Origin of the sequence: Amycolatopsis sp. GA6-003 (assembly GCF_046267895.1) — a bacterium.
In the GTDB taxonomy this organism is placed as follows: domain Bacteria; phylum Actinomycetota; class Actinomycetes; order Mycobacteriales; family Pseudonocardiaceae; genus Amycolatopsis.
Map to the genome: position 1 here is coordinate 9,097,890 of NZ_CP176499.1, position 21,135 is coordinate 9,119,024.

Genomic DNA, 21,135 nt, shown 5'->3' on the forward strand with positions numbered 1-21,135 from the left:
GTCCGGTGTGGACTTTCCGGCCGCGGCGCCGGAGTGCCGCCGGAGGAGGGCGTGTGCTGGTATGAGCGGGTGCCCCCGACCCCCCGGATCCGGACGAGCCGCTGGAGCCTGGCCCGTCAGCTGCTGGCGCTGCAGCTGGCGGTCCTGCTCGTGCTCGTCTCCGGCGGGATCACTATCGCCTATCTCGACGCCCGGCGCACGACGACCGACCGGGCCGGGGAGCAGACGCTCGCGGTGGCCCGCTCGGTCGCCGACGCGCCGGACGTCGCGCGCGCGGCGGCCGGGCCCGACCCGGCCGCGACGCTGCAGCCGTACGCGCAGCGGGTGCTCGCGGACACGCGCGTGGACTTCGTGACGATCATGTCGCCGCGAGGAATTCGTTACACCCACCCGAATCCGGCGTTGATCGGCCAGCCGTTCCTCGGGCACATCGAAGCGGCCCAGCAGGGCGGCGTGGTGTCGGAGACCTACACCGGTTCGCTCGGCCCGTCGGTGCGCGTGGTGGTGCCGGTGTTCGACTCGCGGCATCGGGTGGTCGCGCTCGTCGCGGTGGGCATCACGATCGCGGCGATCTCGGCCGAGCTGCGGGAGCGCGTCTGGCCGCTGCTCGGCGTCGCGGCGGCAGTACTGCTCGTGGGCGCCTGCGGGGGCTGGCTGGTGAGCGCGCGGCTGAAACGGCAGACGCGCGGCGTCGCTCCCGCTGAGCTGAGCAACCTCTTCGAGTACCACGAAGCGGTGCTGCATTCGGTCCGCGAGGGCGTGCTGCTGGTCGACCGCGACGGCCGGGTCGGGCTGTGCAACGACGGCGCCCGCACGTTGCTCGGGCTCAGCGGCGACCCGGTCGGGCGCCCGCTCGCCGAGCTGGGGCTGCCGCCCGAGCTGGCGGCGGCGTTCACCGCGCCGGAAAACCGCACCGAGGAACTGCACCTGACGGATTCGCGGGTGCTGGTCGTGAGCACGACGCTCGTCAGTTCCGGCGGACGCGCGCAGGGGACCGTCGTGATCCTGCGCGACCACACCGAACTTCAGACGCTCACCGGCGAGCTGACCACCGCGCGCAGCCTCGCCGAAGCGCTGCGTTCGCAGGCCCACGAGGCCGCGAACCGGCTGCACACCGTCGTGTCGCTGGTGGAACTCGGCCGTCCCGAGGACGCCGTGGAGTTCGCGACCGCCGAACTCGCGCTGGCACAGGAACTCACCGACCGCGTGATGAGCGCGGTCGCCGAACCGGTGCTGGCCGCGTTGCTGCTCGGCAAGGCCGCGGAGGCGAGCGAACGCGGCGTGGAGCTCACCATCACGCCGGACACGATGATCGACGACCTCGGCCCCGGCGTCGCCGGACGGGACCTGGTGACGATCCTCGGCAACCTCATCGACAACGGAATCGACGCGGTGGTGCGGGAATCCGTCGCGCGGCCGTCGGTGGTGGTCACCGCGCGGTCGGGAGAGGACGGTCTGCTGCTGCGCGTCGCGGACAACGGCCCGGGCGTGCCGGAGGAGGCGGTGGGAGAGATGTTCCGCCGGGGCTGGTCGACGAAGGCCGGGGACGAGCACGGTCTCGGGCTGGCGCTGGTCGCGCAGGCGGTCCGGCGGTACGGCGGCGCCATCGACGTCGGACGCGACGGCGGCGCGGTGTTCACCGTGCGGCTGCCGAGGCAGGAGGAGCCGGCGTGATCCGGGTTCTGGTGGTGGAAGACGAGCCGGTGGCGGCCGAGGCGCACCGGCTGTACGTCGAGCGGCTGCCCGGTTTCGCGGTCGCCGGGGTGGTGCATTCCGGCGGCGAGGCGCTGCGGTTCTGCGAGCGCGAACCCGTCGACCTGGTCCTGCTGGACTTCTACCTGCCGGACACGCACGGTCTCGCCGTCTGCCGTTCGCTGCGCGCGGCCGGGCTGCCGATCGACGTCATCGCGGTGACGTCCGCGCGCGACCTCGCCCTGGTCAAGGCGGCGGTCTCGGTCGGTGTGGTGCAGTACCTGCTGAAGCCGTTCACGTTCGCGTCGCTGCGGGACAAGCTGGAGCGTTACGCGTCGTTCCGCGAGGCGTCCGGCGAGGTCAGCGGGCAGGCGGAGATCGACCGTGCGCTCGGCACGCTGCGCACCACCGAGGCCGCGCCGCTGCCGAAGGGCATGAGCGCGGAGACGTTGGACGCGATCACCGACGCGCTCGCCGGGGCCGGCGAAGGCCTGTCCGCCGGGGGTGCGGCGAGCGCGATCGGGGCGTCCCGGGTCACCGCGCGGCGGTACCTGGAGTACTTGGCGGACAACGGATTGGCCCAGCGCGAACCGCGATACGGGCAGGTCGGGCGGCCGGAGGTCTGGTACCGGCTGAAGCCTGGCTGAGCGCTGACCGGACCCGTCAGCGCTTCGTGCGCGGACGGTAAGCGGGCTCCCCGAAGGTGTGGACATCGCAGTTCACACTCAAGGGGAGCAAGAAATGACGCAGAAGGTCGCACTGGTCACCGGCGGCGGCAAGGGCATCGGCCGGGCCATCGCGACGCGGCTGGCGCACGACGGTGCGCTGGTCGCCGTGCACTACGGCAGCGACGAGACCGCGGCCAAGGACACCGTCGCGGCTATTGAGTCCGAAGGCGGGCGAGCGTTCGCGGTGCAGGCGACGCTGGGGGTCGACGGGGACGCGGAGACGCTGGTCGATCGTCTGTCGGCGGAGTTGCGCGCCCGCGCCGGCGAGGTCGCGCTGGACATCCTGGTCAACAACGCGGCGACCGGCGCCGGTTCGATCGCCGCGACCACGGCCGAGGAGTTCGACCGGGTGTTCGCGGTGAACGTGAAGGCACCGTTTTTCTTGGTGCAGCGCCTGCTGCCGGTGCTGCGGGACGGCGGCCGGATCGTCAACATCTCGTCCGCGGACACGCGCATCGCGTTGCCGTTCGAGCTGGCCTACAGCATGACGAAGGGCGCGCTCGACGTGTTCACCCGCAGCCTGGCGCAGGAACTCGGGGAGCGGGGGATCACGGTGAACGGCGTCGCCCCCGGCCCGACGCCGACCGACCGGACCGCGCACATGTTCGCTGACGAGCGGATGCGCGCGGGGATGGCGGGCGCATCGGCGCTCGGACGGGTCGCGGAAACGGCCGACATCGCCGACGTGGTCGCGTTTCTCGCTTCGGCGGATTCGCGGTGGGTCACCGGGCAGGTCGTCGACGCCACCGGTGGGACCTTCCTCGGCCCGGCTGGCGTATAACGACCTATACGGCTCGGCTTCGGGCGCACCGAAGCCGAGCCGCTTCGCGGAGACGAAAACCGCGGGGATCAGCGAGGGCGGCCCGGCGCGTCCGGCCGGGTCTGCCACGGCCGCGGACCCTCCAGCGGCCGGTACTCGACGCCGAGCGCGTCCAGCCGCGGCAGGTGGTGGTCGCGCAGCCGGGGCAGGAATTCCGCGTAGTCGCGCGGTCCGCTGCTCCACGCGACCTCGGCGAACGCCGACAGCCGCGGGAAGGCCGCGTAATCCGTGCGCCGCACGGTGTCCAGGTGCTCGGACCACAGTTGCGCCTGGATTCCGCGCACGCGCGGCCCGGACTCGGGCTCGAAACCGTAGAAGTGTTCGAGATCCTGCAGGTATCCGACCGGGATCGGTTCGTCCGGGTGGTCGCTCTGCCGGTGGTCGAGGTACACGCCGTCCTCGGGGCAGAGCACCACTTCGTGCCCGCCCTTCAGCGCCAGCGCGGCGCGTTCGCGGTCCTGCCACACGCCGATCACCATGGCCGGCAGGTCGCCGCCGTCGAGGACCTCGTCCCAGCCCATCGGCGTACGGCCGCGCGCGACGAGGTGGTCGGCGATCGCCCGGACGAACCGGTGGTGCGCCTCGGTGGCGCCGGGCACCTCGTCGCCGCCGAGCGCGATCACCGGCGACGGGAAGATGTCCAGCACGTGGTCGAAGACGGCGCGGAAGAAGTCCAGAGTGGACTCCGTCGGGTCCAGCAGCGAGGTGCTGATGCCCCAGGAAGTCCAGACCTCCCAAGGGGTTTCGCTGGCCGGGCCGAGTTCCGGGTACGCCGTGATGGCGGCCCGTGCGTGGCCGGGAATGTCCACTTCGGGCACTACGGTGATCGACCGGGTCGCGGCGTACGCGACGATCTCGCGCAGATCGTCCACTGTGTAGTAACCGCCGTGCGGGCGGCCGTCGCGCTCCGGCCCGTCGTGCCTGCCGACCATTGACGATCTCCGCCAGCCGCCCACGGACGTCAGCCGCGGGAACTCCGGCGTTTCGATCCGCCAGCCCTGGTCGTCGGCGAGGTGCAGGTTCAGCACGTTGAGCTTGTGCGCGGCGAGCAGATCGACGAACCGCAGCACCTCGGCTTTCGTCCGGAAATGCCGGGCCACGTCGTAAAGGCAGCCGCGCCAGGCGAACAGCGGGTGATCGGTGACCGTCCCGCACGGCAGCTCGACCGGTCCATTGTGGATCGAGGCGGCCCGGAACGCGTCCGGGCCGGCCAGCTGGCGCAGGGTCTGGCGGCCGTAGAACTCGCCCGCGGAGTCGGCTGCTTCGAGCGTGACGCCGTCGGGCGCGATAGTGAGCCGGTAGCCCTCGGCGGGGAGCTCCGCGGCGGTGCGGACCTCCACCGGAGCGGGCCACGGACAGGTGCCGGGCGCCGCTTCCGCGGACACCGGGCGGGGGAGGAGAGTCTCGAAACCGGACATGGTCATCCCTTCACGGCTCCGGCCGTCCCGCCGACGAGTCTCCGTTGCACCAGCACGAAAAACACCAGCACCGGAATCGTCATCAGGGTGGACGAGGCCATCACGGCGCCCCAGTCGGTGTCCTCCGGTTTGAAGAACACCAGGATCGCCTGCGGCAGAGTCTGGTTTTCGGTCTTGGAGATGATGAACGTCTTGGCGAACAGGAAATCGTTCCACGCGTGGATGAACGCGAGCACGCTCACCGCCACGAGCCCGGGCGCGACGAGCGGGAAGAGGATCTGCCAGGTGAACCGCATCCGCGACGCACCGTCCAAAGTGGCCGCTTCCTCCAGTTCGGCGGGCACCGCGGCGACGAACCCGCGCAGCATCCAGATCGCGAACGGCAGGCTGAACGCCAGGTGCACCAGCACGAGCGAGCCCAGTTCGTTGAGCCCGAACGCCGGCACCGTGCCGCCGACCGAGCGCATCAGGAAGAACAGCGGGATGGTCAGCGCTTCCACCGGCACCATCTGCGCCACCAGCAGCATCACCAGCAGCACGCCGCGGCCGCGGAACCGGAAGCGGGTGAGCGCCACCGCGGAAAGGAACGAAAACACCAGCGACAGCAGCACCACGACCACAGCCACGACGAGGCTGTTGAGGAAGTACCGGCCGAATCCGGACACCGTGAGCACCCGCTGGAAACTGTCCAGCGAAGGCGCGAACGTCCACGGTTTCGGATGCGCCGACTGGATTTCCCCGGCCGGTTTGAACGCCGAGAGCACCATCCAGTACAGCGGGAACGCGACGATCCCGGCGATCACCACGGTCGCGATCTCGGCGACGAGCCGCGCGGGGCGGCGGACTTTCACAGCCATGCGGCACTCCGGCGCTGGGACCGGACGTACAGCCCGGTGATCGACAGCAGCAGCAAGGTCATCACGACCCCGATCGCCGAGCCGAGCCCGTACTCCTGCCCGGCGAACGCCTGCTGGTAGGCGTAGACGTTGAGGATCAGGTTCCGCCCGGCGATGCCGCCGCCGTTGGTCATCACGTAGATCTGGGTGAACACCTTGAAGTCCCAGATGATCGACTGCACGGTCGCGATGGTCAGCAGCGGCCGCACCGCGGGCAGGACCACCGACCACGAGGTGCGCCAGACCGACGCGCCGTCGAGCGCGGCGGCCTCCAGCATCTCCTTCGGCACCCCGCTGATCCCGGCGTACATGGTCACCATCACGAACGGGAACGAGCACCAGATCACCTCGGCGGCGACCAGCCCGAACGTGCCGAAGGTGCCGAACGTCCAGGAATGGTGCTCCATCCCGGTGAACCCGATGCCCGCGAGCACCTCGTTGACCAGGCCGAAATCGGTGTCGAAGAGGAACAGCCAGACATACGAGCCGGCGATCGCCGGGGTCGCCCACGCGCCGAGCGCCGCCAGGAACAGCAGCGTGCGCGGGAACGCGCGGACCCGGCTCGCCAGCACGGCCAGCGCCGTGCCGACGACCAGGCTGCCGACCACGCAGGCGGCGGCGAACCCGACCGTCTTGCCGAGCACCGTCCAGAACTGGACGTCGGCGAGCAGGTTCGCGTAGTTGTCGAGCCCGAGGAACACCAGCGGGGCCGCGCCCGCCGCCTGCGGCTGGCCGTAGTCGTAGAGCGAGATCACGACCAGCTGGTAGATCGGGTACACCAGCAGCGCGCCGAGCAGGATCCCGGCGGGCAGCAGATATCTCAGAGCGGCGCGGCCGTCGCGGCGGGCGGTCGCGGATCGAACTGCGGCCACGGGTCAGCCGAAGTTCTTGTTCATCGCCGCGGCCGCGTCGGCCAGCGCGGCGTTCGCGTCCTTGCCGCCGGTCGCGATCTGCTGCACGGCGGTGGGGAGCACGTTCTGGCTGTCGATCTTGGACCACGCCGGGGTGCTCGGCACGAACTTCGTGCCCGCGCCGAGCGTGTCCACGAAGGCCTTCAGCGTCGGGTCGCTGGCGGCGAGCTTCTTCTGCACCGACGCGAGGGTGGGCAGGTTGCCCATCGCCGCGTACATCTTCTCCTGGTACTTGATGCCGGCCAGCAGTTCGGCGAACTGCACCGCGAGGCCGTGGCGCTGGCTGGCGCCGAACACGCCGAGCAGGTTGCCGCCGGCGAACGCGGGCGCGATCGTGCCCGGAGTGGCGCCGGGCAGCGGCATGATCGCGTACTTGCCCTTCACCGCGCCCTTTTCGACGGCCTTGCGGTTGAAGTCGCCGCCGATCACCATGCCCGCCTTGCCGCCGGCGAACGCGGTGACGCTCTGCGTCCCGGTGAGGTTGGCGCAGGCGGCGGGCGGGCAGATGTCGTCCTTGATCAGGTTCGCGTACGCGGTGACCCCGGCCTTGGCCTGCGGCGAGTCCACAGTGGACGTCCACTTGCCATTGTCCTGTTCGGCCAGCTCGCCGCCGTTGGCCCAGAGGAACGGAAGCATCGCGTAGGTGTACTTGCCGCCGGTGGCGATGCCGTACAGATCCGGCTTCTTCTCGCGGATCTTGCGCGCGTCCTCGGTCAGCTCGGCCAGCGTCGCGGGCGGCTTGAGGCCGAGTTCGGCGAAGACGTCGGTGCGGTAGTACAACGCGCGGATGCCGGTGTACCAGGGAATGCCGTAGATCTGGCCGTTCGCCTTGGCGGTGTCCACAACGGAAGGAAGCAGGTCTTTGCCGTCCGACCAGTTCGAGATGTCCTTGGTGAGGTCGGACAACGCGCCGGTCTGCGCGTAGCTGGCGACGTCGGTGTTGCCGAATTCGGCGACGTCGGGGGCGTTGGACGGGTCGTTGAACGCGCCGGAGAACTTGTCCGCGCGGCCTTCGACCGGGACCCACTGCACGTCGACCTTGACGCCGGCGTGGCTGGCCTCGAATTCGGCGATCGCTTCCTTGACCGCGGCTTCCTTCGGCGCGCGGTTGGCTTCGTCGAACAGCCAGACCCGGAGCGTGCCGTCGGTCTGGTTGCCGCCGGAGGCGGCCGGGCCGGATTGGGTGGGCGCGCACGCGGCGAGCAACGCCAGCGCGGCGACAGCGGGCAGGACAGAACGCAGCTTCATCGGTGACTCCTGTCGCGGGGACCGGTCGGAGACCGGAAAAGACGGGGCTGTGCGGCGTGCCAGCCCCGGTTTTTCTCAGACGAAGAAGACGGAGTTGACGTTCGGGACCGCGAGCGAGCCCGCGGACTTTCCGGGAAGGCCGGTCGCCGGGTCGCGCGGCAGCCAGGCGACGGTGCCGGAGCGCTGGTTGGACACGTAGAACCACTTCTCGTCCGGGTCCAGCGCGAGATGCCGCGGCCAGTTGCCTCCCGACGGCGCCGAGGAGACCAGGGTGAGCTTGGCTCCGCCGTCGGCGACGGTGAAGGCGGCGATGGTGTTGGGGCCGCGCACGGTGGCGTAGACGAACTTCCCGTCGCGCGACACGGTGATCTCGCCGGGGAACAGCTCGCCGGTGCTGCCCGGCGGAACCGCGGGCACCACGGCGATCGGCTTGAACGTTCCGGTGGCGGCGTCCCAGCTGGCGACCGTGACCTCCGGCCGCAGTTCCTGGGCGACGTAGGCGAATTTGCCGTTCGGGTGGAACGCGAGGTGCCGCGGTCCCGCCCCGGCCGGGAGGGTGATCTGCTTGTGCAGCTTCAGCTTTCCCTTGCCGGTGTCGAACGAGTAGACGTACACCGAGTCGGTGCCGAGGTCGACCGCCAGCACCCACTTGCCGGACGGATCGGTCACCACCTGGTGCGCGTGCGGCTCTTTGCCCTGGTGCTGCTGCAGGTCGGTGGCCGCGCCGAGCTTGCCGCCGGACTTGATCGGCAGCACCACGACGCTGCCGGAGTCGTAGTTGGCGGCCAGCACGTACTTCTGGCTCGGGTGCACCGAAAGGTGCGTGGGCGAACCGCCCTTCGAGGACACCGAACCGAGCAGCTTCGGCCGGGCCGGGTCGGAGATGTCCAGCGCGGACACCGTGCCGGTCTCCGCGCCCTCGTTTTCGTTGGTGACGTACAGGATCCGGCCGTCGCGAGTCCGGTCGAACCAGGAGACGTCGGTCAGCTTTCCGACGGTGCGCACCGGCTTGAGCGCGGGGCTGCCCGCCGCTCGTTCGGTGACGTCCAGTCCGTGGCCGGCCGGCGAACTGGTGGTGTAGCTGCCGACGTACACCGTCGTGGCCGCGCGTGGGCGGGGCGCTGCCGCGGCGAGCTGGGCGCCCACCACGGCGGCGGCCCCGGCCGCGCCGACCGCTCCGACGAACGTGCGACGGGAAATCTCGGTCATCGAATACCCCCGGAACATGTGCCGATGTGGTTCAGACCAATGCCATCGCCAATGCTGCCACACCGAAACCGCTCAGGGAAAGGACTGTTTCCAAAGCGGTCCAGGTTTTCAGCGTCTGGGTCACGGTGAGGCCGAAATACCGGGACACGATCCAGAATCCGCCGTCGTTCACGTGCGAGGCGATGATCGACCCGGCCGAGATCGCGACCACCAGCAGCGCCAATTGCGCCTGGGAATAATGCAGTTCCATGACCGTCGGCGCGACGATGCCGCTGGTGGTCACGATCGCGACCGTCGCGGAACCCTGGGCGATGCGCATGCCGCAACTGATGATGTACGCCGCCAAGAGCACGGGGAGCCCGGCGTCGCCGAGGGAACCGGCCACCGCCTTGCCGATCCCGGTGGCCGACAGCACCGCGCCGAAGAACGAACCCGCGCCGACCACGAGAAGAATCATCGCGACCGGGCGCAGCGCGCTGGCCGACAGCTGCGCGAGATCCGCGCCGCTCATCCCGCGGCGGCGGCCGAGCAGCCACGACGCGAGCAGCGTCGCGATGGTCAGCGCGATGGCAGGCGTGCCGAGGAACGCCGCGACGCCGGCTCCGGTGGAACCCTTGGGCAGCAGGATGCTGCCGAACGTGCCGACCAGGATCAGCACCAGCGGCACCGCGATGATCCCGCTGACCAGCTTGAGCGACGGCGCGGGGCCCTCCTGCTCGCCTTCTTCCCCGGCGAGCTGCGCGAAGTCCTCGGCCAGCGGCACGTTCACCCGCTTGCCGATCCACGTCGAGTACAGGATGCCGCCGATGAACCAGGCCGGGATCCCGCACACCGCGCCCATCAGGATCAGCCAGCCGAGGTCGACGTGCAGCAGCCCGGCCGCGGCGACCGGCCCCGGGTGCGGCGGGATGAAGGCGTGCGTGATGGAAAGCCCGGCCAGCAACGGCATCGCGTACAGCACGATCGACCGGCCGCCCTGTTTGGCCGCGGCGTAAACCAGCGGCGCGAGCACGAAAATGCCGATGTCGAAGAACACCGGAATGCCGAAGATCAGCCCGGAAAGCCCCATCGCGAGCGGGGCGCGTTTCTCGCCGAACGTCCGCAGCAGCGCCGCGGTGAGCACGCGCGCGCCGCCGGATTTCTCCAGGATCGAACCGAGCAGCGTGCCCAGCCCGATGATCGCCGCGATATGCCCGAGAATGCTGCCGAAACCCTTCTCCAGCAGCGAATCCGACGTTTTCTGCGCGGTGCCGACGAGCGTGCCGACCGGCACGCCCGCGGCCAGCGCGGTGAGCAGCCCCACCACGATCAAGGCGATGAACGGTTCGACCTTCGCCTTGATGATGAGGAAAAGCAGCACCGCGATGGATACCGCGGCCAGGGTGAGCAGACCGGCCGTGCTGGTCTGCAGCCAGTGGATCATCGTCGACTCCGGGGATGGCGAAGGGAATGCCCGGCGAGCGCGCCGGTGGGGGACCCGTCTTCGAGGGCGGCGACGCCGTTGACGAAGACGTAGGGGAGACCCGCGGCGGGCTGCCGCGGATTGTCGAACGTCGCGGTGTCGGCGACCGTTTCCGGGTCGAAGAGCACCAGGTCGGCCGCGAAACCGGGACGGACGAGGCCCCGGTCGGACAGCCCCAGCCGCCGTGCCGCGCGCCCGGTGAGGTGCGCGACGCAGTCGGCCAGTTCGAGAACGCCCAGCTCGCGGACGTAGCGGGCGAGGTACCGCGGGAAAGTGCCCCACGCCCGGGGATGCGGCCGCGCGCCGACCAGCAGGCCGTCCGAGCCGCCGGTGTGCGTGCGGTGCCGCATGATGGCCTGCACGTTCTCCTCGTGCCCCACGTGCATGAGGCAGGAGGTGCCGAGCTTTTCGTCGATCAGCGTGTCGAAATACAGCTCTGCCGGAGCTTTCCCGTTCTTGTGTGCGGACGCGAGGACGCTGTGTCCCACCAAATCGGCGTTTTCCTCGCGGCGCACCCCGTTGATTTCGATGGCGTCCCAGTCGATCGGCACGCCGTGCGCACCGTCCGAACCGGACTCTTCGATCTCCGCCCGGATCCGTTCGCGAGTGTCCGGATCGGACAGTCGAGCGAGGGTTGGTTCCAAACCGCCTTCGGTGGACCAGCTGGGCAGCAGTGCGGACAGGTAGGTCGCGCCGGGCAGGTACGGGTAGGTGTCGAGGGTGATGTCGCAGCCGTCGTCGAGCGCGTTGTCCAGCAGCCGCAGCAAATCCGGCGCTTTGCCTTTGTTGACGGAGAAGTTCATCGTCGCGTGCGCGAGGTGCAGCGGGCAGCCGGAGCGGCGCGAGACGTCGACCATCTCCGCGAACGCCTCCAGCGCGCCCGCGCCGTAACTGCGGTGGTGCGGGCTGTAGTAGCCGCCGCGCTCGCCGACGACTCGGCACAACTCGACCAGTTCCTCGGTGGTCGCGTACATCCCGGGCGTGTAGGTCAGTCCCGAGGACAGGCCGAACGCGCCTTCTTCCAGCCCGGTCGCGATCAGTTCCTGCATCCGGGCCAGCTCCGCGGCGGTGGCGGGCCGGTCTTCCCAGCCCACCACCAGCATCCGCACCGTGCCTTGCGGGACCAGGTACGCGGCGTTCGTCGCGATGCCCTGGTCGAGCCGGTCGAGGTACTCGCCGACCGAGCGCCAGTTCCAGTCGAAGCCGGCCGGGTCGTCGTTCCATCCGGCCAGCTGCTGGCGAAGGCTCGCGAGCACGTCGTCGTCGACCGGCGCGTAGGACAGCCCGTCCTGGCCCAGCACCTCGGTGGTCACGCCCTGGCTGATTTTCGCCAGATGGTCCGGGTTGGCGAGCAGCTGCAGGTCGGAATGCGAGTGCATGTCGATGAAGCCGGGGGAGAGGACCAGCCCGGTCGCGTCGAGCACGCGCGGCGCGGTCAGCTCTCCCGGCGCGGCGACGTCAGCGATGCGGTCGCCGCTGATCCCGACGTCGCGGATTTCCAGCGGGGCCCCGGTTCCGTCGGCGACTCGGGCGCCGCGGATCACGAGGTCCATCAGAACCACGTCCGCACGAAATCGACCACTGTTTCGCCGTCGGTATCGACCACGGGCAGCAACGACCACTTGTCGAACGTCGTGCAGGGATGCGACAACCCGAGCCGCACCCAGTCGCCGACCTCGACCGGCGACCCTTCGGGCAGTTCCAGGAACGCGTGCTGGTCGTTGAGCTTCGGCACGCGGTGCCCGGTCAGTTCGGTGATCACGCCGTCCTTGCGCAGCAGTTGCGGCTCCGGCATGCCTTCGTCGTACGGCAGGTCACGCTTGCCCGCGGTGAGCAGCGCCAGCTCCGGCGTCGGCTTCGACGTGACCTGCGCCCACGCGTGCAGCGCCGGTCGGAAGCTGTCCACACCAGCGATGCGCGGGTGTTCGCCGAGCGGGGAGATCTCGCGGTAGAAGCCGTCGTCGTGCGTCAGATACGCGCCGCTGCGCAGGATCGGGACCACTGCGAGACCGTCCGGCCACGGCTTGGTCAGCTCGTCCACGACGCGGTCGAAGTACGCGCTGCCGCCCGCGGTGACGTACACCGGGCCGTCGGCGAGCAAACCCTTCTCCGCGAAGGTGATCACCGCGGCGCGCAGAGTGTCCACATAGGAACTGATCTTCGCCAGCGCCGCTTCGTCGGTGTGGTGCGAAAGCGCGCCTTCGTACCCGCCGGTGCCGCGCAGGCGCAACACCGGGCTCTTCGCCGCCGCCTCGGCAACAGCGAGCGCGGTTGCCGCGTCCCGGACCCCGGTGCGGCCGCCTTCACCGCCCAGCTCCACCAGCACGTCGACGGGCCGCTCGGCACCGGCGAGCGCTTCGGTCATCAGCTCGACGCTGCGCACCGAGTCGACCCAGCAGACGAACTCGAAGCCCGGATCCGCCGCCAGCTCGCCGGCGAGCCAGCGCAGCGCGGACGGGTCCACGAGCTGGTTCGCCAGCAGGATCCGCGACACGCCGAACGCGCGGTAGATCCGCACGTGCCCGGCGTTCGCCGCGGTGATGCCCCACGAGCCGTGCTCCAGCTGCCGGGCGAACAGTTCCGGAGCCATCGTCGTCTTGCCGTGCGGCGCGAGCGCGATCCCGCGTCCGGCGCACCAGCGGGCCATGGTGGCCAGGTTGTGCTCCAGCGCGGCCGCGTCGATGGTCACGAACGGACCGAAGAAGCCGTCGTCGAAGAGCTTCGCGCGGCGGGCCGCGGCTTCGTCGAGCGTGAGCCCGGACAGGGCCGGGGGGAGGGCGCGGAAGCGCCAGTCGATCCGTTCGCCGCGCCCGGCTCGGACGGCGGCGGTGAGAGCGGCGTTGCTGTTCATCGGGGACCTCGGTTGCGTATATTGCAACGGACGTTGCGCAAAATGCGTTGCCTAGGTGTAGCATCCGGGTGGCCACAGGTCAACGGGGAAGGAACGTCAGTGACCAGCAGTCCGACAGCGTCGCCCGGAGTACCGCCCGAAGTGCTCTGCATCGGCGAGTCGATGGCGTTGTTCGTGCCCGCCGAACCCGGCCCGCCGGACGAGGTGCGCACCTGGCTGCGCACCGTCGGCGGCGCGGAGTCGAACGTCGCGTGCCATCTGCCCGCGCTCGGCGTGCGCAGCGCTTGGGTCAGCGCGGTCGGCGACGACCCGTTCGGCCGCGCGCTCGTCCGCGAGATCGCGGCGGCGGGCGTGGACGTCCGCGGCGTCGTGGTCGATCCGACCCGCCCGACCGGGCTGTACGTGAAGGAAAGCGGCGCGGGCGGCAGTCCGGTCCGCTACTACCGCACGGGTTCCGCGGCGTCCGGCATGGGTCCGGACCTGGTGTCCACAGTGGACTTCACCGGCGTTCGCGTGCTGCACCTTTCCGGGATCACGCCCGCGCTTTCGGACAGCTGCCTCGCGCTCGTCCGCGCATTGCTCGACCGGCCGCGCGGCGACCTGCTCGTGTCGTTCGACGTCAACCACCGCCCCGCGCTGTGGACCGGACGCGACCAGTCCGTGCTCGCCGAACTCGCTGGGAAAGCCGATCTGGTGCTGACCGGCGACGACGAGGCGGAACGCGTGTGGGGCACCGGCGATCCGGCGGAGCTGCGCGCTCTGCTGCCCGGTCCGCGCACGCTGGTGGTCAAGCACGGGGAACGCGGCGCGACGCTCGTCGAGGGCTCGGCCGAACCGCTGTTCTCGCCCGCGCTGCGGGTCGAGGTCGTGGAGCCGGTCGGCGCCGGGGATGCGTTCGCGGCCGGCTTCCTGGCCGCGACCCTGCGCGGAGCCGACCCGCTGACGAGGCTCCGGCGCGGCCACCTGCAAGCTGCCGCGACCCTGTTGACTCAAGACGACGTCGGCGTGCCGCTGGCCGAGGCCGTCGTGGCGAAACTGGTCCAGGCGGACGCCGACAGCTGGGGTTCCGTCCGGCTCACCGGGGAGGGAGTGGTGGCCACGTGAGCCAAAGTCTCGACCGCGCGCTGACGCTGCTGGGCGGCCTCGCCCGCGGCGGCAAGACGCTCGACGAGCTGGCCGAAGAGATCGGCGTGCACAAAACGACCGTGCTCCGGCTGCTGCGCACTCTCGAAGCACACCATTTCGTGCGGCGCGAAGGAGCCCGGCACTACCGGCTCGGCAGCGCGCTTTTCGACCTCGCCAACCAGGCGCTGGAAGACCGCGACGTCCGGCGCAGCTCGCACGAGGCGCTCGCCGCGCTGAACGTGCGCACCGGGCACACCGTGCACCTGGCGTCCTATGAGGACGGTGAGGTGGTGTACATCGACAAGTTCGAGGGGCACCACGCGGTCCGGATGTATTCGCGGGTCGGCAAACGCGCGCCGCTGCACTGCACCGCGGTCGGCAAGGTGCTCGTCGCGGCGATGCCGCGGGCGAAACGCGAGGAGATCGCCCGCAAGATCGACTACGTCGTGCTCACCGCCAACACGATCACCACGCCCGAGGCGTACCTGGCCGAACTGGACCAGGTCGCTGAGCGCGGGTACGCGGTGGACAATGCCGAGCACGAGGACTTCATCCACTGCATTTCCGCGCCGGTGCGCGGCGCGGGCGGCGAAGTGCTCGCCGCGGCGTCGATGTCGGTGCCGAAGGTGCTGCTGGACTACGAGGGGCTGCTGGCGCTCGTGCCCGAGCTGCTGGCCGCCGCCGAGGAAGCTTCCGTCCACAGTGGATGGACGGGGAACGGAAAGGGGCAATGATGGGCAAGACGGCGATCACCAGCGAGAACGCGCCGAAGCCGCCGGCGAACTTCTCGCAGGCCGTCCGCAAGGGGAACATCCTGCAGATCGCCGGCTCGGTCGCGTTCGACCCGGCCACCGGCGAGATCGTCGGCGACGACATCGCGAGCCAGACCCGGCAGGTGTTCAAGAACCTGACCGCGCTGCTCGAAGAAGCGGGCTCGAGCTTCGCGGACGCGGTGATGGTGCGCGTGTACCTCACCGACACCAGCCACTTCGCCGCGTTCAACGAGGTCTACAACGAGCTGATCGGCGAAGCCCCGTACGCGGCCCGTACGACGGTGTACGTCGGGCTGCCCGCCGGTCTCCTGGTGGAGATCGACGTGCTCGCCGTGCTGGACTGACGTCGTGAGTGGCGATCACGGTTAGAACCGTGATCGCCACTCACGAGAGCTTCAGCCGAGCACGCTCGTGTACGCGTTGATCGCAGGCTGCCCGCCAAGATGCGCGTACAACACGTTCGAATCCTTCGCGATCTCGCCGGTGCGCACGAGATCGATCAGCCCGGCCATCGACTTCCCCTCGTACACCGGGTCGGTGATCATGCCTTCGAGCCGCGCGGCGGTCCGGATCGCGTCGAGCGTCTGCTCGTCCGGAATCCCGTAGACGCCCGCGTGGTAACGCTCGTCGAGTTCTGGTTCTTCGACCGGCCCGGCCCCGATCAGCTCCGCCGTGCTCTTCGCGATCCGCCCGATCTGCTCGCGCGTTTCCTCCGGTTTCGCCGACGCGTCGATCCCCAGGATCCGCCGCCGCTTCCCGCTCATGGCCGCTCCGGCGAGCATCCCCGCCTGCGTGCTGCCGGTGACCGAGCACACCACGACGGTGTCGAAGAAAACGCCGAGTTCGCGTTCCTGCTCTTCCAGCTCCAGCACCCAGTTCGCGAACCCGAGGCCGCCTAGCCGGTGGTCCGAGGCCCCGGCCGGGATCGGGTACGGCGTTCCGCCGTTCTCCTCGACCTCCGCCAGCGCCCGCTCCCAGCTCTCCTTGAAGCCGATGCCGAACCCGGCGTCGACGAGCCGGACGTCCGCGCCGAGGATCCGCGACAGCTGGATGTTGCCGACCTTGTCGTGCAGCGGATCGTTCCAGTCGACCCAGCTTTCCTGCACCAGCACGGCTTTCATCCCGGCCCGCGCCGCCGCGGCCGCGACCTGGCGGGTGTGGTTCGACTGCACCCCGCCGATCGAGACGAGCGTGTCCGCGCCCTTGGCGAGCGCGTCGGCGACGAGGTACTCCAGCTTGCGCGTCTTGTTGCCGCCGTAGGCGAGGCCGGAGTTGAGGTCCTCGCGCTTGGCCCAGACGGCGGCGCCGCCGAGGTGTTCGGTCAGCCGGTCCAGCCGGTGCACCGGCGAAGGCCCGACGAGCAACGGGAAACGGGGGAAATCAGCCAGGCTCACGCGTCCTCCAGGAGGGCTTCGAGGTCGGTCCAGATCTTCGAGGTGAGCTGCGCGGCGGTCGCTTCGTCGCCCGCTTCGAGCGCGGCGATGAGCTCTTCGTGCCGGGTGACCGAGCGATGCGCGGGCAGCGAGCTGAACCGCGCGTATTCGAGACGGCGCAGCAACGGCGTGTACCGGTCGAGCGTCGCCGCGACCGCCCGGTTGCCGCACGCGCGCACCGGGATGTCGTGCAGTTCGTCGTCCGCCTCGATCGCCTTGCCGACGTCCCCCGCGGCGACGGCCGCGCGAAACCGGTCGTTGGCTTCCCGCATTTCCGCGAGCTGCGGCTTGCCGAGCCGGGGGAGTGCTTCGCGCACGGCCAGCTCGTGCAGCGCCCGGACGAGCCGGACCGCGTCGCGCACGTCGCCGGCGTCGAACTCGGCGACCCGCGTGTAGCTCTGCGGCTTCGACACGACCAGCCGGTCCTCGGCCAGCCGCAGCAGCGCCTGCCGGACCGGGGCGCGGGACAGCCCGAGCTGCTCGGCGAGGTCGGCGTCGCGCAGGGGAGTGCCCGGCGGGAGGCTGCCGTCGATGATGGCGTGCCGGATGCGCTCGTACGCCTCGTCGCGCAGCAGCGGCCGGGAGACCTTGGGGAGCGCACTCACATCTAACATGTTAGATGTCGACTCTGGCTGAAGGCAATGGGTCGGAACTGCGGATCCGCTCCGTCAGCTGTGCTCTTTGCGCGGTTTCCCCGGCGGCCGGTGCGCGCGGCTGCCTCTGGTTCCCCTCGCGATCAGGCGCTGATTCCCTCAAGGCAGCCCTCGCGGACCTTCGCGAGAGAGCAAGCCCGAGCCGAGGCCGGTCCTCATGGCGTCCGCGCTCCGGAAACGGCGAAGACCCGCCCGGCGCTGCCGCGAGGCGGGTCTTCGGAGTTCTCCGGCGGGTTCCGGTTCAGTACACCGGCCCGGTGTACTTCTCGCCCGGCCCCTGGCCCGGCGGGTCCGGCACGACGGACGCCTCGCGGAACGCCTTCTGCAGCGACTGCAGTCCGTCGCGGAGCGGGCCGGCGTGCAGGCCGAGGTACTCCGCGGAGGCGGTCACGAGCCCGGCGAGCGCGGTGATGAGGCGGCGGGCCTCGTCGAGGTCGCGGTGCGGCGAGTTCTCCGGGTCGGCGTCGGCGAGGCCGAGCCGTTCGGCTCCCGCGGACAGCAGCATCACCGCGGCGCGGCTGATCACCTCGACGCTCGGGATCTCCTCGAGCCCGCGGTCGTCGGGGGAATACGGGGGCGGTGGCGAAGGTTGTTCAGACACGTCTGGTACCCTTCCACGTGCGACCAGCTCCCGAGCGATCGGGGGCGGCAAGTGGAGCCCCGCTCCCACCCGTGTCACCGACTCAGGTGTCCGGGTCCGGTCTCGCCGAAGTGGTGCGGTGCCGTTCAGGCACCCTGCCGCGGAGGCGAAGCGTTCGGCCCTCGCGCCGGACGCGATCGGAGACAGAGCGGGCCCCGTGCACCGGCAGCAGCCGGCGGCGGGGCCTGAATCGTGTGGGCACCAGGTCGAACGAGAAAACATCACTCGGACCAAGGAGGCCCCATCAGCTCCGAGACACGCATCAACGAACGCATCCGGGTGCCGGAAGTCCGGCTCGTCGGTCCCAACGGCGAGCAGGTCGGCATCGTCCGGATCGAGGATGCGCTGCGGCTTGCGCAGGAGGCGGATCTCGACCTCGTCGAGGTGGCCCCGCAGGCCCGCCCGCCCGTGGCCAAGCTCATGGACTTCGGCAAGTTCAAGTACGAGAGCGCCCAGAAGGCCCGCGAGTCCCGCCGCAACCAGCAGCTCACCGTCATCAAGGAACAGAAGCTGCGTCCGAAGATCGACCAGCACGACTACGAGACCAAGAAGGGTCACGTGTCGCGGTTCCTGGCGGCGGGCAACAAGGTCAAGGTCACGATCATGTTCCGCGGCCGCGAGCAGTCCCGGCCGGAGCTCGGTTTCCGGCTCCTGCAGAAGCTCGCCGACGACGTCACCGAGCTCGGCTTCGTGGAATCGTCGCCGAAGCAGGACGGACGCAACATGATCATGGTGCTGGCCCCGCACAAGAACGTGAAGCCGAAGGCCGTCAAGGCCGAACCGGCTCCCGAGGCGTAGCGCGCCCCGGCGCCGACCAGCACAGTCAGCGGCACACCGGGTTCTCCGGTGTGCCGCCGCACGGAAGAGGACGAACAACCATGCCGAAGATGAAGACGCACAAGGGCACGTCGAAGCGGGTCCGCATCACCGGTTCGGGCAAGCTGCGCCGCCAGAAGGCCGGCCGCCGCCACCTGATGGAGAAGAAGTCCAACCGCCTCACCCGTCGTCTCGAGGGCACCACCGAGGTCGCCCAGAACGACGTCAGCCGAGTGAAGCGCCTGCTCGGCCGCTGAGGCCCGCACCCTTTCCCGACCACCCCGGGGTCCCCGCACCCCCCGAATTCGACAGGATGGACCAGTGGCACGCGTCAAGCGGGCGGTCAACGCCCAGAAGAAGCGTCGCGCGACTCTCGAACTGGCCAGCGGTTACCGCGGCCAGCGTTCGCGGCTGTACCGCAAGGCCAAGGAGCAGACGCTCCACTCGCTCAACTACGCCTACCGCGACCGCCGCGCGCGCAAGGGTGACTTCCGCCAGCTGTGGATCACCCGCATCAACGCGGCCGCTCGCGCCAACGGCGTCACCTACAACCGGTTCATCCAGGGCCTGAAGGCCGCCGGTGTCGAGGTGGACCGCAAGATCCTCGCGGACCTCGCGGTCAACGACGCCGCCGCCTTCACCGCGCTCGCCGAGCTCGCCAAGGCGAACGTCACGACCGGCGAAGCGAAGTCGGCCTGACCGGCGGCATTGTCCGGCCCGGGGCGGATCCGTTCACCGAACGGACCCCCCGGGTCGTTGCCGCGCGCAAGCTGACCCGGCGCGCGGAACGAGAGAAAACCGGCCGCTTCCTGGCCGAAGGAGTCAACGCGGTCACCTCGGCTCTGTCCCATGGCACGGTCCACGAACTCTTCGTGACCGAACGCGCCGCGGCCGCGCACCCGGCATTGGTGGAAGCCGCCCCGCGCGTGTCGCCGATCACCGAACGCGCGGCCGCGAGCCTGTCGGAAACCGTGACGCCGCAAGGAATCATCGCGGTCTGCTCGCTGGTCGACCGTCCACTGGAGACAGTTCTGGCCTCGGCCCGCCTGGTGGCAGTCCTGGTGGACGTCGCCGAACCCGGCAACGCGGGCACCGTGATCCGGGTAGCCGACGCCGCTGGCGCCGACGCCGTGATCCTGGCCGGCGACACCGTAGACCCGCACAACGGCAAAAGCGTCCGCGCCGCCGCGGGTTCGACGTTCCACGTCCCGCTGGCCCGCGCCCGGGACATCCCGTCGGTCCTGACCGCCCTGCGCGCGGCCGGCCTGCGGACCCTGGCCGCCCACGGCTACGCCTCGACCTCGCTCGAGAATGTCCGCTTCGGAGACCCAGTGGCATGGATCTTCGGCAACGAGGCGCACGGCCTGCCCGAGGACGTACTGTCCGCAGTGGACGAAGCAGTCCGGATCCCGTTGTACGGCAAGGCGGAAAGCCTCAACCTGGCTACGGCCGCCGCAGTCTGCGTGTACACCGCGGCGATGGCCGCACACCGCTGACCTGGCCACTACGCGATCGACGACGTCCTGCGCACACACGCCCTTCCCCGGCTCCGCACGCCTTCCTGGCGATGGACATGGACGAACGCTGGGCCCGCCGATCCCCGGCCGTCATGCCGGAAACGTTCCCCTGGTTCCGCGGCGAGGCCTTCTAGCTGATCGTCGACATCTCCTTGCTCTGCCCGCGAAACCGTGCGTCGCCGATGGTTTCCGCCTGCTGCCGCACCTGGTCAGGCCGCTGCCGAATGGCGTGGACCGGGCCGCCTGGCCCCTGCCGACGCCGAAATTCCGCCACGCGGCGACCGAAGGCAGGAGTGCACCGGGGAGAGCTTCGTGTGGCGAACGAGCGACCCGGCCCGGCTGCCCTCGACCTGGCTTAGCGGACCGAATGTTCGCGCCCCTCCTCCGAGCGGAAACCGAGCGGCTCGGGTTGCCAGCGATCGAGGTCGACACGACTACGGAAGACGATCTTTCCCTGAGGCGACAACTGCCTTCCGCCTCTGGCCCCGACGGCCGTTGCGTCCGATGATGCGTGAGTTGCGAGGCTGCTGACTTCCGTGGTGCGGAAGGCTGTCGCGTGGCTGAGTGGAAGCTAACGCCAGCGACTTCCGCGCTGGGGGTCGACTGTCGCTCGGTCAAGTGCGGGCTGCCGCACCAGGCGTCCGAGTCGTCGGCATGATCCTCGCTGGGGTCGGCTATTGCTCGGCCGAGTGTGAGCTGCCGCACCAGGGGTCCGAGTCGTCGGGTCGATCCCTGCTGGGGTCGGCTATTGCTCGGCCGAGTGCGGGCCGCCGCACCAGGCGCCCGAGTCGTCGGCACGATCCCCGCCGAGCTGCCCGGCCGCCGATCCCGCGCCCCGAGCCCGCTGCCGCTCCGCGATCAGCCGCCGACGCCCCGGCCGAGGCCCTCCGGCGGGCGCCCCGGCGAGGGTCCGCGGCAAGCCGGTCGAGGGGTGGTCCTCACC

21 protein-coding genes are annotated in these 21,135 nt (G+C 70.2%); 10 read left to right on the forward strand and 11 right to left on the reverse strand.

What is annotated here, in order from left to right; all coding sequences use genetic code 11:
- Window positions 1-69: 69 nt before the first annotated feature.
- The 3 genes from F9C12_RS41135 (at window position 70) to F9C12_RS41145 (ending at window position 3,201) form a co-directional block, all read left to right on the forward strand.
- Window positions 70-1,674 (forward strand): ATP-binding protein, encoded by a 1,605-nt coding sequence (locus F9C12_RS41135; protein ID WP_409464065.1) that lies wholly within the window; start codon window positions 70-72, stop codon window positions 1,672-1,674.
- A complete protein-coding gene (locus tag F9C12_RS41140; RefSeq protein WP_409464066.1) occupies window positions 1,671-2,339 on the forward strand; it encodes a response regulator in 669 nt (222 codons plus the stop codon). The genes F9C12_RS41135 and F9C12_RS41140 overlap by 4 nt, the downstream gene beginning before the upstream one ends.
- Before the next feature lie 94 nt (window positions 2,340-2,433).
- A complete protein-coding gene (locus tag F9C12_RS41145; protein WP_409464067.1) occupies window positions 2,434-3,201 on the forward strand; it encodes an SDR family NAD(P)-dependent oxidoreductase in 768 nt (255 codons plus the stop codon).
- Window positions 3,202-3,269: 68 nt separating this feature from the next.
- On the opposite strand, the gene F9C12_RS41150 is transcribed toward F9C12_RS41145, so the two are convergent.
- From F9C12_RS41150 to F9C12_RS41185, 8 genes are all read right to left on the reverse strand, one after another.
- The gene (locus tag F9C12_RS41150) at window positions 3,270-4,658 is read right to left on the reverse strand and encodes a beta-N-acetylhexosaminidase (protein WP_409464068.1); all 1,389 of its coding nucleotides are present in this window, start codon (window positions 4,656-4,658) and stop codon (window positions 3,270-3,272) included.
- 2 nt (window positions 4,659-4,660) lie between these two features.
- Window positions 4,661-5,515 carry a carbohydrate ABC transporter permease gene (locus F9C12_RS41155; RefSeq protein ID WP_409179718.1) on the reverse strand — a complete coding sequence of 285 codons (855 nt, stop codon included), beginning with the start codon at window positions 5,513-5,515 and terminating at the stop codon, window positions 4,661-4,663.
- Complete coding sequence (locus tag F9C12_RS41160) at window positions 5,506-6,426, reverse strand: carbohydrate ABC transporter permease (RefSeq protein ID WP_409464069.1); 921 nt, start codon at window positions 6,424-6,426, stop codon at window positions 5,506-5,508. The genes F9C12_RS41155 and F9C12_RS41160 overlap by 10 nt, the downstream gene beginning before the upstream one ends.
- A 3-nt stretch (window positions 6,427-6,429) precedes the next feature.
- Window positions 6,430-7,713 (reverse strand): extracellular solute-binding protein, encoded by a 1,284-nt coding sequence (locus F9C12_RS41165; RefSeq protein ID WP_409464070.1) that lies wholly within the window; start codon window positions 7,711-7,713, stop codon window positions 6,430-6,432.
- Window positions 7,714-7,788: 75 nt separating this feature from the next.
- Window positions 7,789-8,922, reverse strand: coding sequence for a lactonase family protein (locus tag F9C12_RS41170; protein ID WP_409464071.1), 1,134 nt, complete (start codon window positions 8,920-8,922; stop codon window positions 7,789-7,791).
- Window positions 8,923-8,953: 31 nt separating this feature from the next.
- Complete coding sequence (locus F9C12_RS41175; protein ID WP_409464072.1) at window positions 8,954-10,345, reverse strand: GntP family permease; 1,392 nt, start codon at window positions 10,343-10,345, stop codon at window positions 8,954-8,956.
- Window positions 10,342-11,937, reverse strand: coding sequence for an N-acyl-D-amino-acid deacylase family protein (locus F9C12_RS41180; RefSeq protein ID WP_409464073.1), 1,596 nt, complete (start codon window positions 11,935-11,937; stop codon window positions 10,342-10,344). Before F9C12_RS41180 ends, F9C12_RS41175 begins: the two co-directional genes overlap by 4 nt.
- On the reverse strand, window positions 11,937-13,235 hold the full coding sequence (locus F9C12_RS41185) for an amino acid deaminase (RefSeq protein ID WP_409464074.1): 1,299 nt from the start codon (window positions 13,233-13,235) through the stop codon (window positions 11,937-11,939). Before F9C12_RS41185 ends, F9C12_RS41180 begins: the two co-directional genes overlap by 1 nt.
- A gap of 162 nt (window positions 13,236-13,397) precedes the next feature.
- Here F9C12_RS41185 and F9C12_RS41190 point away from each other — a divergent pair, with 162 nt between their 5' ends.
- From F9C12_RS41190 to F9C12_RS41200, 3 genes are read left to right on the forward strand one after another with little or no spacing between them, the layout of a single operon-like run.
- Window positions 13,398-14,339: a sugar kinase gene (locus tag F9C12_RS41190; protein ID WP_409467154.1), complete on the forward strand. Its 942-nt coding sequence runs from the start codon at window positions 13,398-13,400 to the stop codon at window positions 14,337-14,339.
- On the forward strand, window positions 14,336-15,094 hold the full coding sequence (locus tag F9C12_RS41195; RefSeq protein WP_409464075.1) for an IclR family transcriptional regulator: 759 nt from the start codon (window positions 14,336-14,338) through the stop codon (window positions 15,092-15,094). The genes F9C12_RS41190 and F9C12_RS41195 overlap by 4 nt, the downstream gene beginning before the upstream one ends.
- Window positions 15,094-15,477: a RidA family protein gene (locus F9C12_RS41200; RefSeq protein ID WP_409186969.1), complete on the forward strand. Its 384-nt coding sequence runs from the start codon at window positions 15,094-15,096 to the stop codon at window positions 15,475-15,477. Before F9C12_RS41195 ends, F9C12_RS41200 begins: the two co-directional genes overlap by 1 nt.
- A 51-nt stretch (window positions 15,478-15,528) precedes the next feature.
- On the opposite strand, the gene F9C12_RS41205 is transcribed toward F9C12_RS41200, so the two are convergent.
- The 3 genes from F9C12_RS41205 to F9C12_RS41215 all read right to left on the reverse strand — a co-directional run bounded on the left by F9C12_RS41205 (window position 15,529) and on the right by F9C12_RS41215 (window position 17,820).
- On the reverse strand, window positions 15,529-16,527 hold the full coding sequence (locus F9C12_RS41205) for a 1-aminocyclopropane-1-carboxylate deaminase (RefSeq protein WP_409464076.1): 999 nt from the start codon (window positions 16,525-16,527) through the stop codon (window positions 15,529-15,531).
- Complete coding sequence (locus tag F9C12_RS41210; RefSeq protein WP_409179727.1) at window positions 16,524-17,171, reverse strand: GntR family transcriptional regulator; 648 nt, start codon at window positions 17,169-17,171, stop codon at window positions 16,524-16,526. The genes F9C12_RS41205 and F9C12_RS41210 overlap by 4 nt, the downstream gene beginning before the upstream one ends.
- Window positions 17,172-17,460: 289 nt before the next feature.
- The gene (locus tag F9C12_RS41215) at window positions 17,461-17,820 is read right to left on the reverse strand and encodes a DUF1844 domain-containing protein (RefSeq protein WP_037370356.1); all 360 of its coding nucleotides are present in this window, start codon (window positions 17,818-17,820) and stop codon (window positions 17,461-17,463) included.
- A gap of 231 nt (window positions 17,821-18,051) precedes the next feature.
- On the opposite strand from F9C12_RS41215, the gene infC reads away from it, so the two are divergent.
- From infC to F9C12_RS41235, 4 genes are all read left to right on the forward strand, one after another.
- Complete coding sequence (gene infC, locus F9C12_RS41220; protein WP_101439378.1) at window positions 18,052-18,657, forward strand: translation initiation factor IF-3; 606 nt, start codon at window positions 18,052-18,054, stop codon at window positions 18,655-18,657.
- Between the two features lie 80 nt (window positions 18,658-18,737).
- A complete protein-coding gene (gene rpmI, locus F9C12_RS41225; RefSeq protein ID WP_009079615.1) occupies window positions 18,738-18,932 on the forward strand; it encodes a 50S ribosomal protein L35 in 195 nt (64 codons plus the stop codon).
- Window positions 18,933-18,996: 64 nt separating this feature from the next.
- A complete protein-coding gene (rplT, locus tag F9C12_RS41230) occupies window positions 18,997-19,374 on the forward strand; it encodes a 50S ribosomal protein L20 (protein ID WP_009079612.1) in 378 nt (125 codons plus the stop codon).
- Window positions 19,375-19,382: 8 nt separating this feature from the next.
- The gene (locus F9C12_RS41235) at window positions 19,383-20,171 is read left to right on the forward strand and encodes a TrmH family RNA methyltransferase (RefSeq protein ID WP_409467155.1); all 789 of its coding nucleotides are present in this window, start codon (window positions 19,383-19,385) and stop codon (window positions 20,169-20,171) included.
- The last annotated feature ends 964 nt before the right edge of the window (window positions 20,172-21,135 follow it).

Bases quoted from the DNA above. Each gene is read 5' to 3' on its own strand.
- F9C12_RS41145 (WP_409464067.1), top strand. From the start codon at position 2,434: ATGACGCAGAAGGTCGCACTGGTCACCGGCGGCGGCAAGGGCATCGGC.
- F9C12_RS41150 (WP_409464068.1), bottom strand. From the start codon at position 4,658: ATGTCCGGTTTCGAGACTCTCCTCCCCCGCCCGGTGTCCGCGGAAGCG.
- F9C12_RS41155 (WP_409179718.1), bottom strand. From the start codon at position 5,515: ATGGCTGTGAAAGTCCGCCGCCCCGCGCGGCTCGTCGCCGAGATCGCG.
- F9C12_RS41165 (WP_409464070.1), bottom strand. From the start codon at position 7,713: ATGAAGCTGCGTTCTGTCCTGCCCGCTGTCGCCGCGCTGGCGTTGCTC.
- F9C12_RS41170 (WP_409464071.1), bottom strand. From the start codon at position 8,922: ATGACCGAGATTTCCCGTCGCACGTTCGTCGGAGCGGTCGGCGCGGCC.
- F9C12_RS41175 (WP_409464072.1), bottom strand. From the start codon at position 10,345: ATGATCCACTGGCTGCAGACCAGCACGGCCGGTCTGCTCACCCTGGCC.
- F9C12_RS41180 (WP_409464073.1), bottom strand. From the start codon at position 11,937: ATGGACCTCGTGATCCGCGGCGCCCGAGTCGCCGACGGAACCGGGGCC.
- F9C12_RS41185 (WP_409464074.1), bottom strand. From the start codon at position 13,235: ATGAACAGCAACGCCGCTCTCACCGCCGCCGTCCGAGCCGGGCGCGGC.
- F9C12_RS41190 (WP_409467154.1), top strand. From the start codon at position 13,398: ATGGCGTTGTTCGTGCCCGCCGAACCCGGCCCGCCGGACGAGGTGCGC.
- F9C12_RS41200 (WP_409186969.1), top strand. From the start codon at position 15,094: ATGGGCAAGACGGCGATCACCAGCGAGAACGCGCCGAAGCCGCCGGCG.
- rpmI (WP_009079615.1), top strand. From the start codon at position 18,738: ATGCCGAAGATGAAGACGCACAAGGGCACGTCGAAGCGGGTCCGCATC.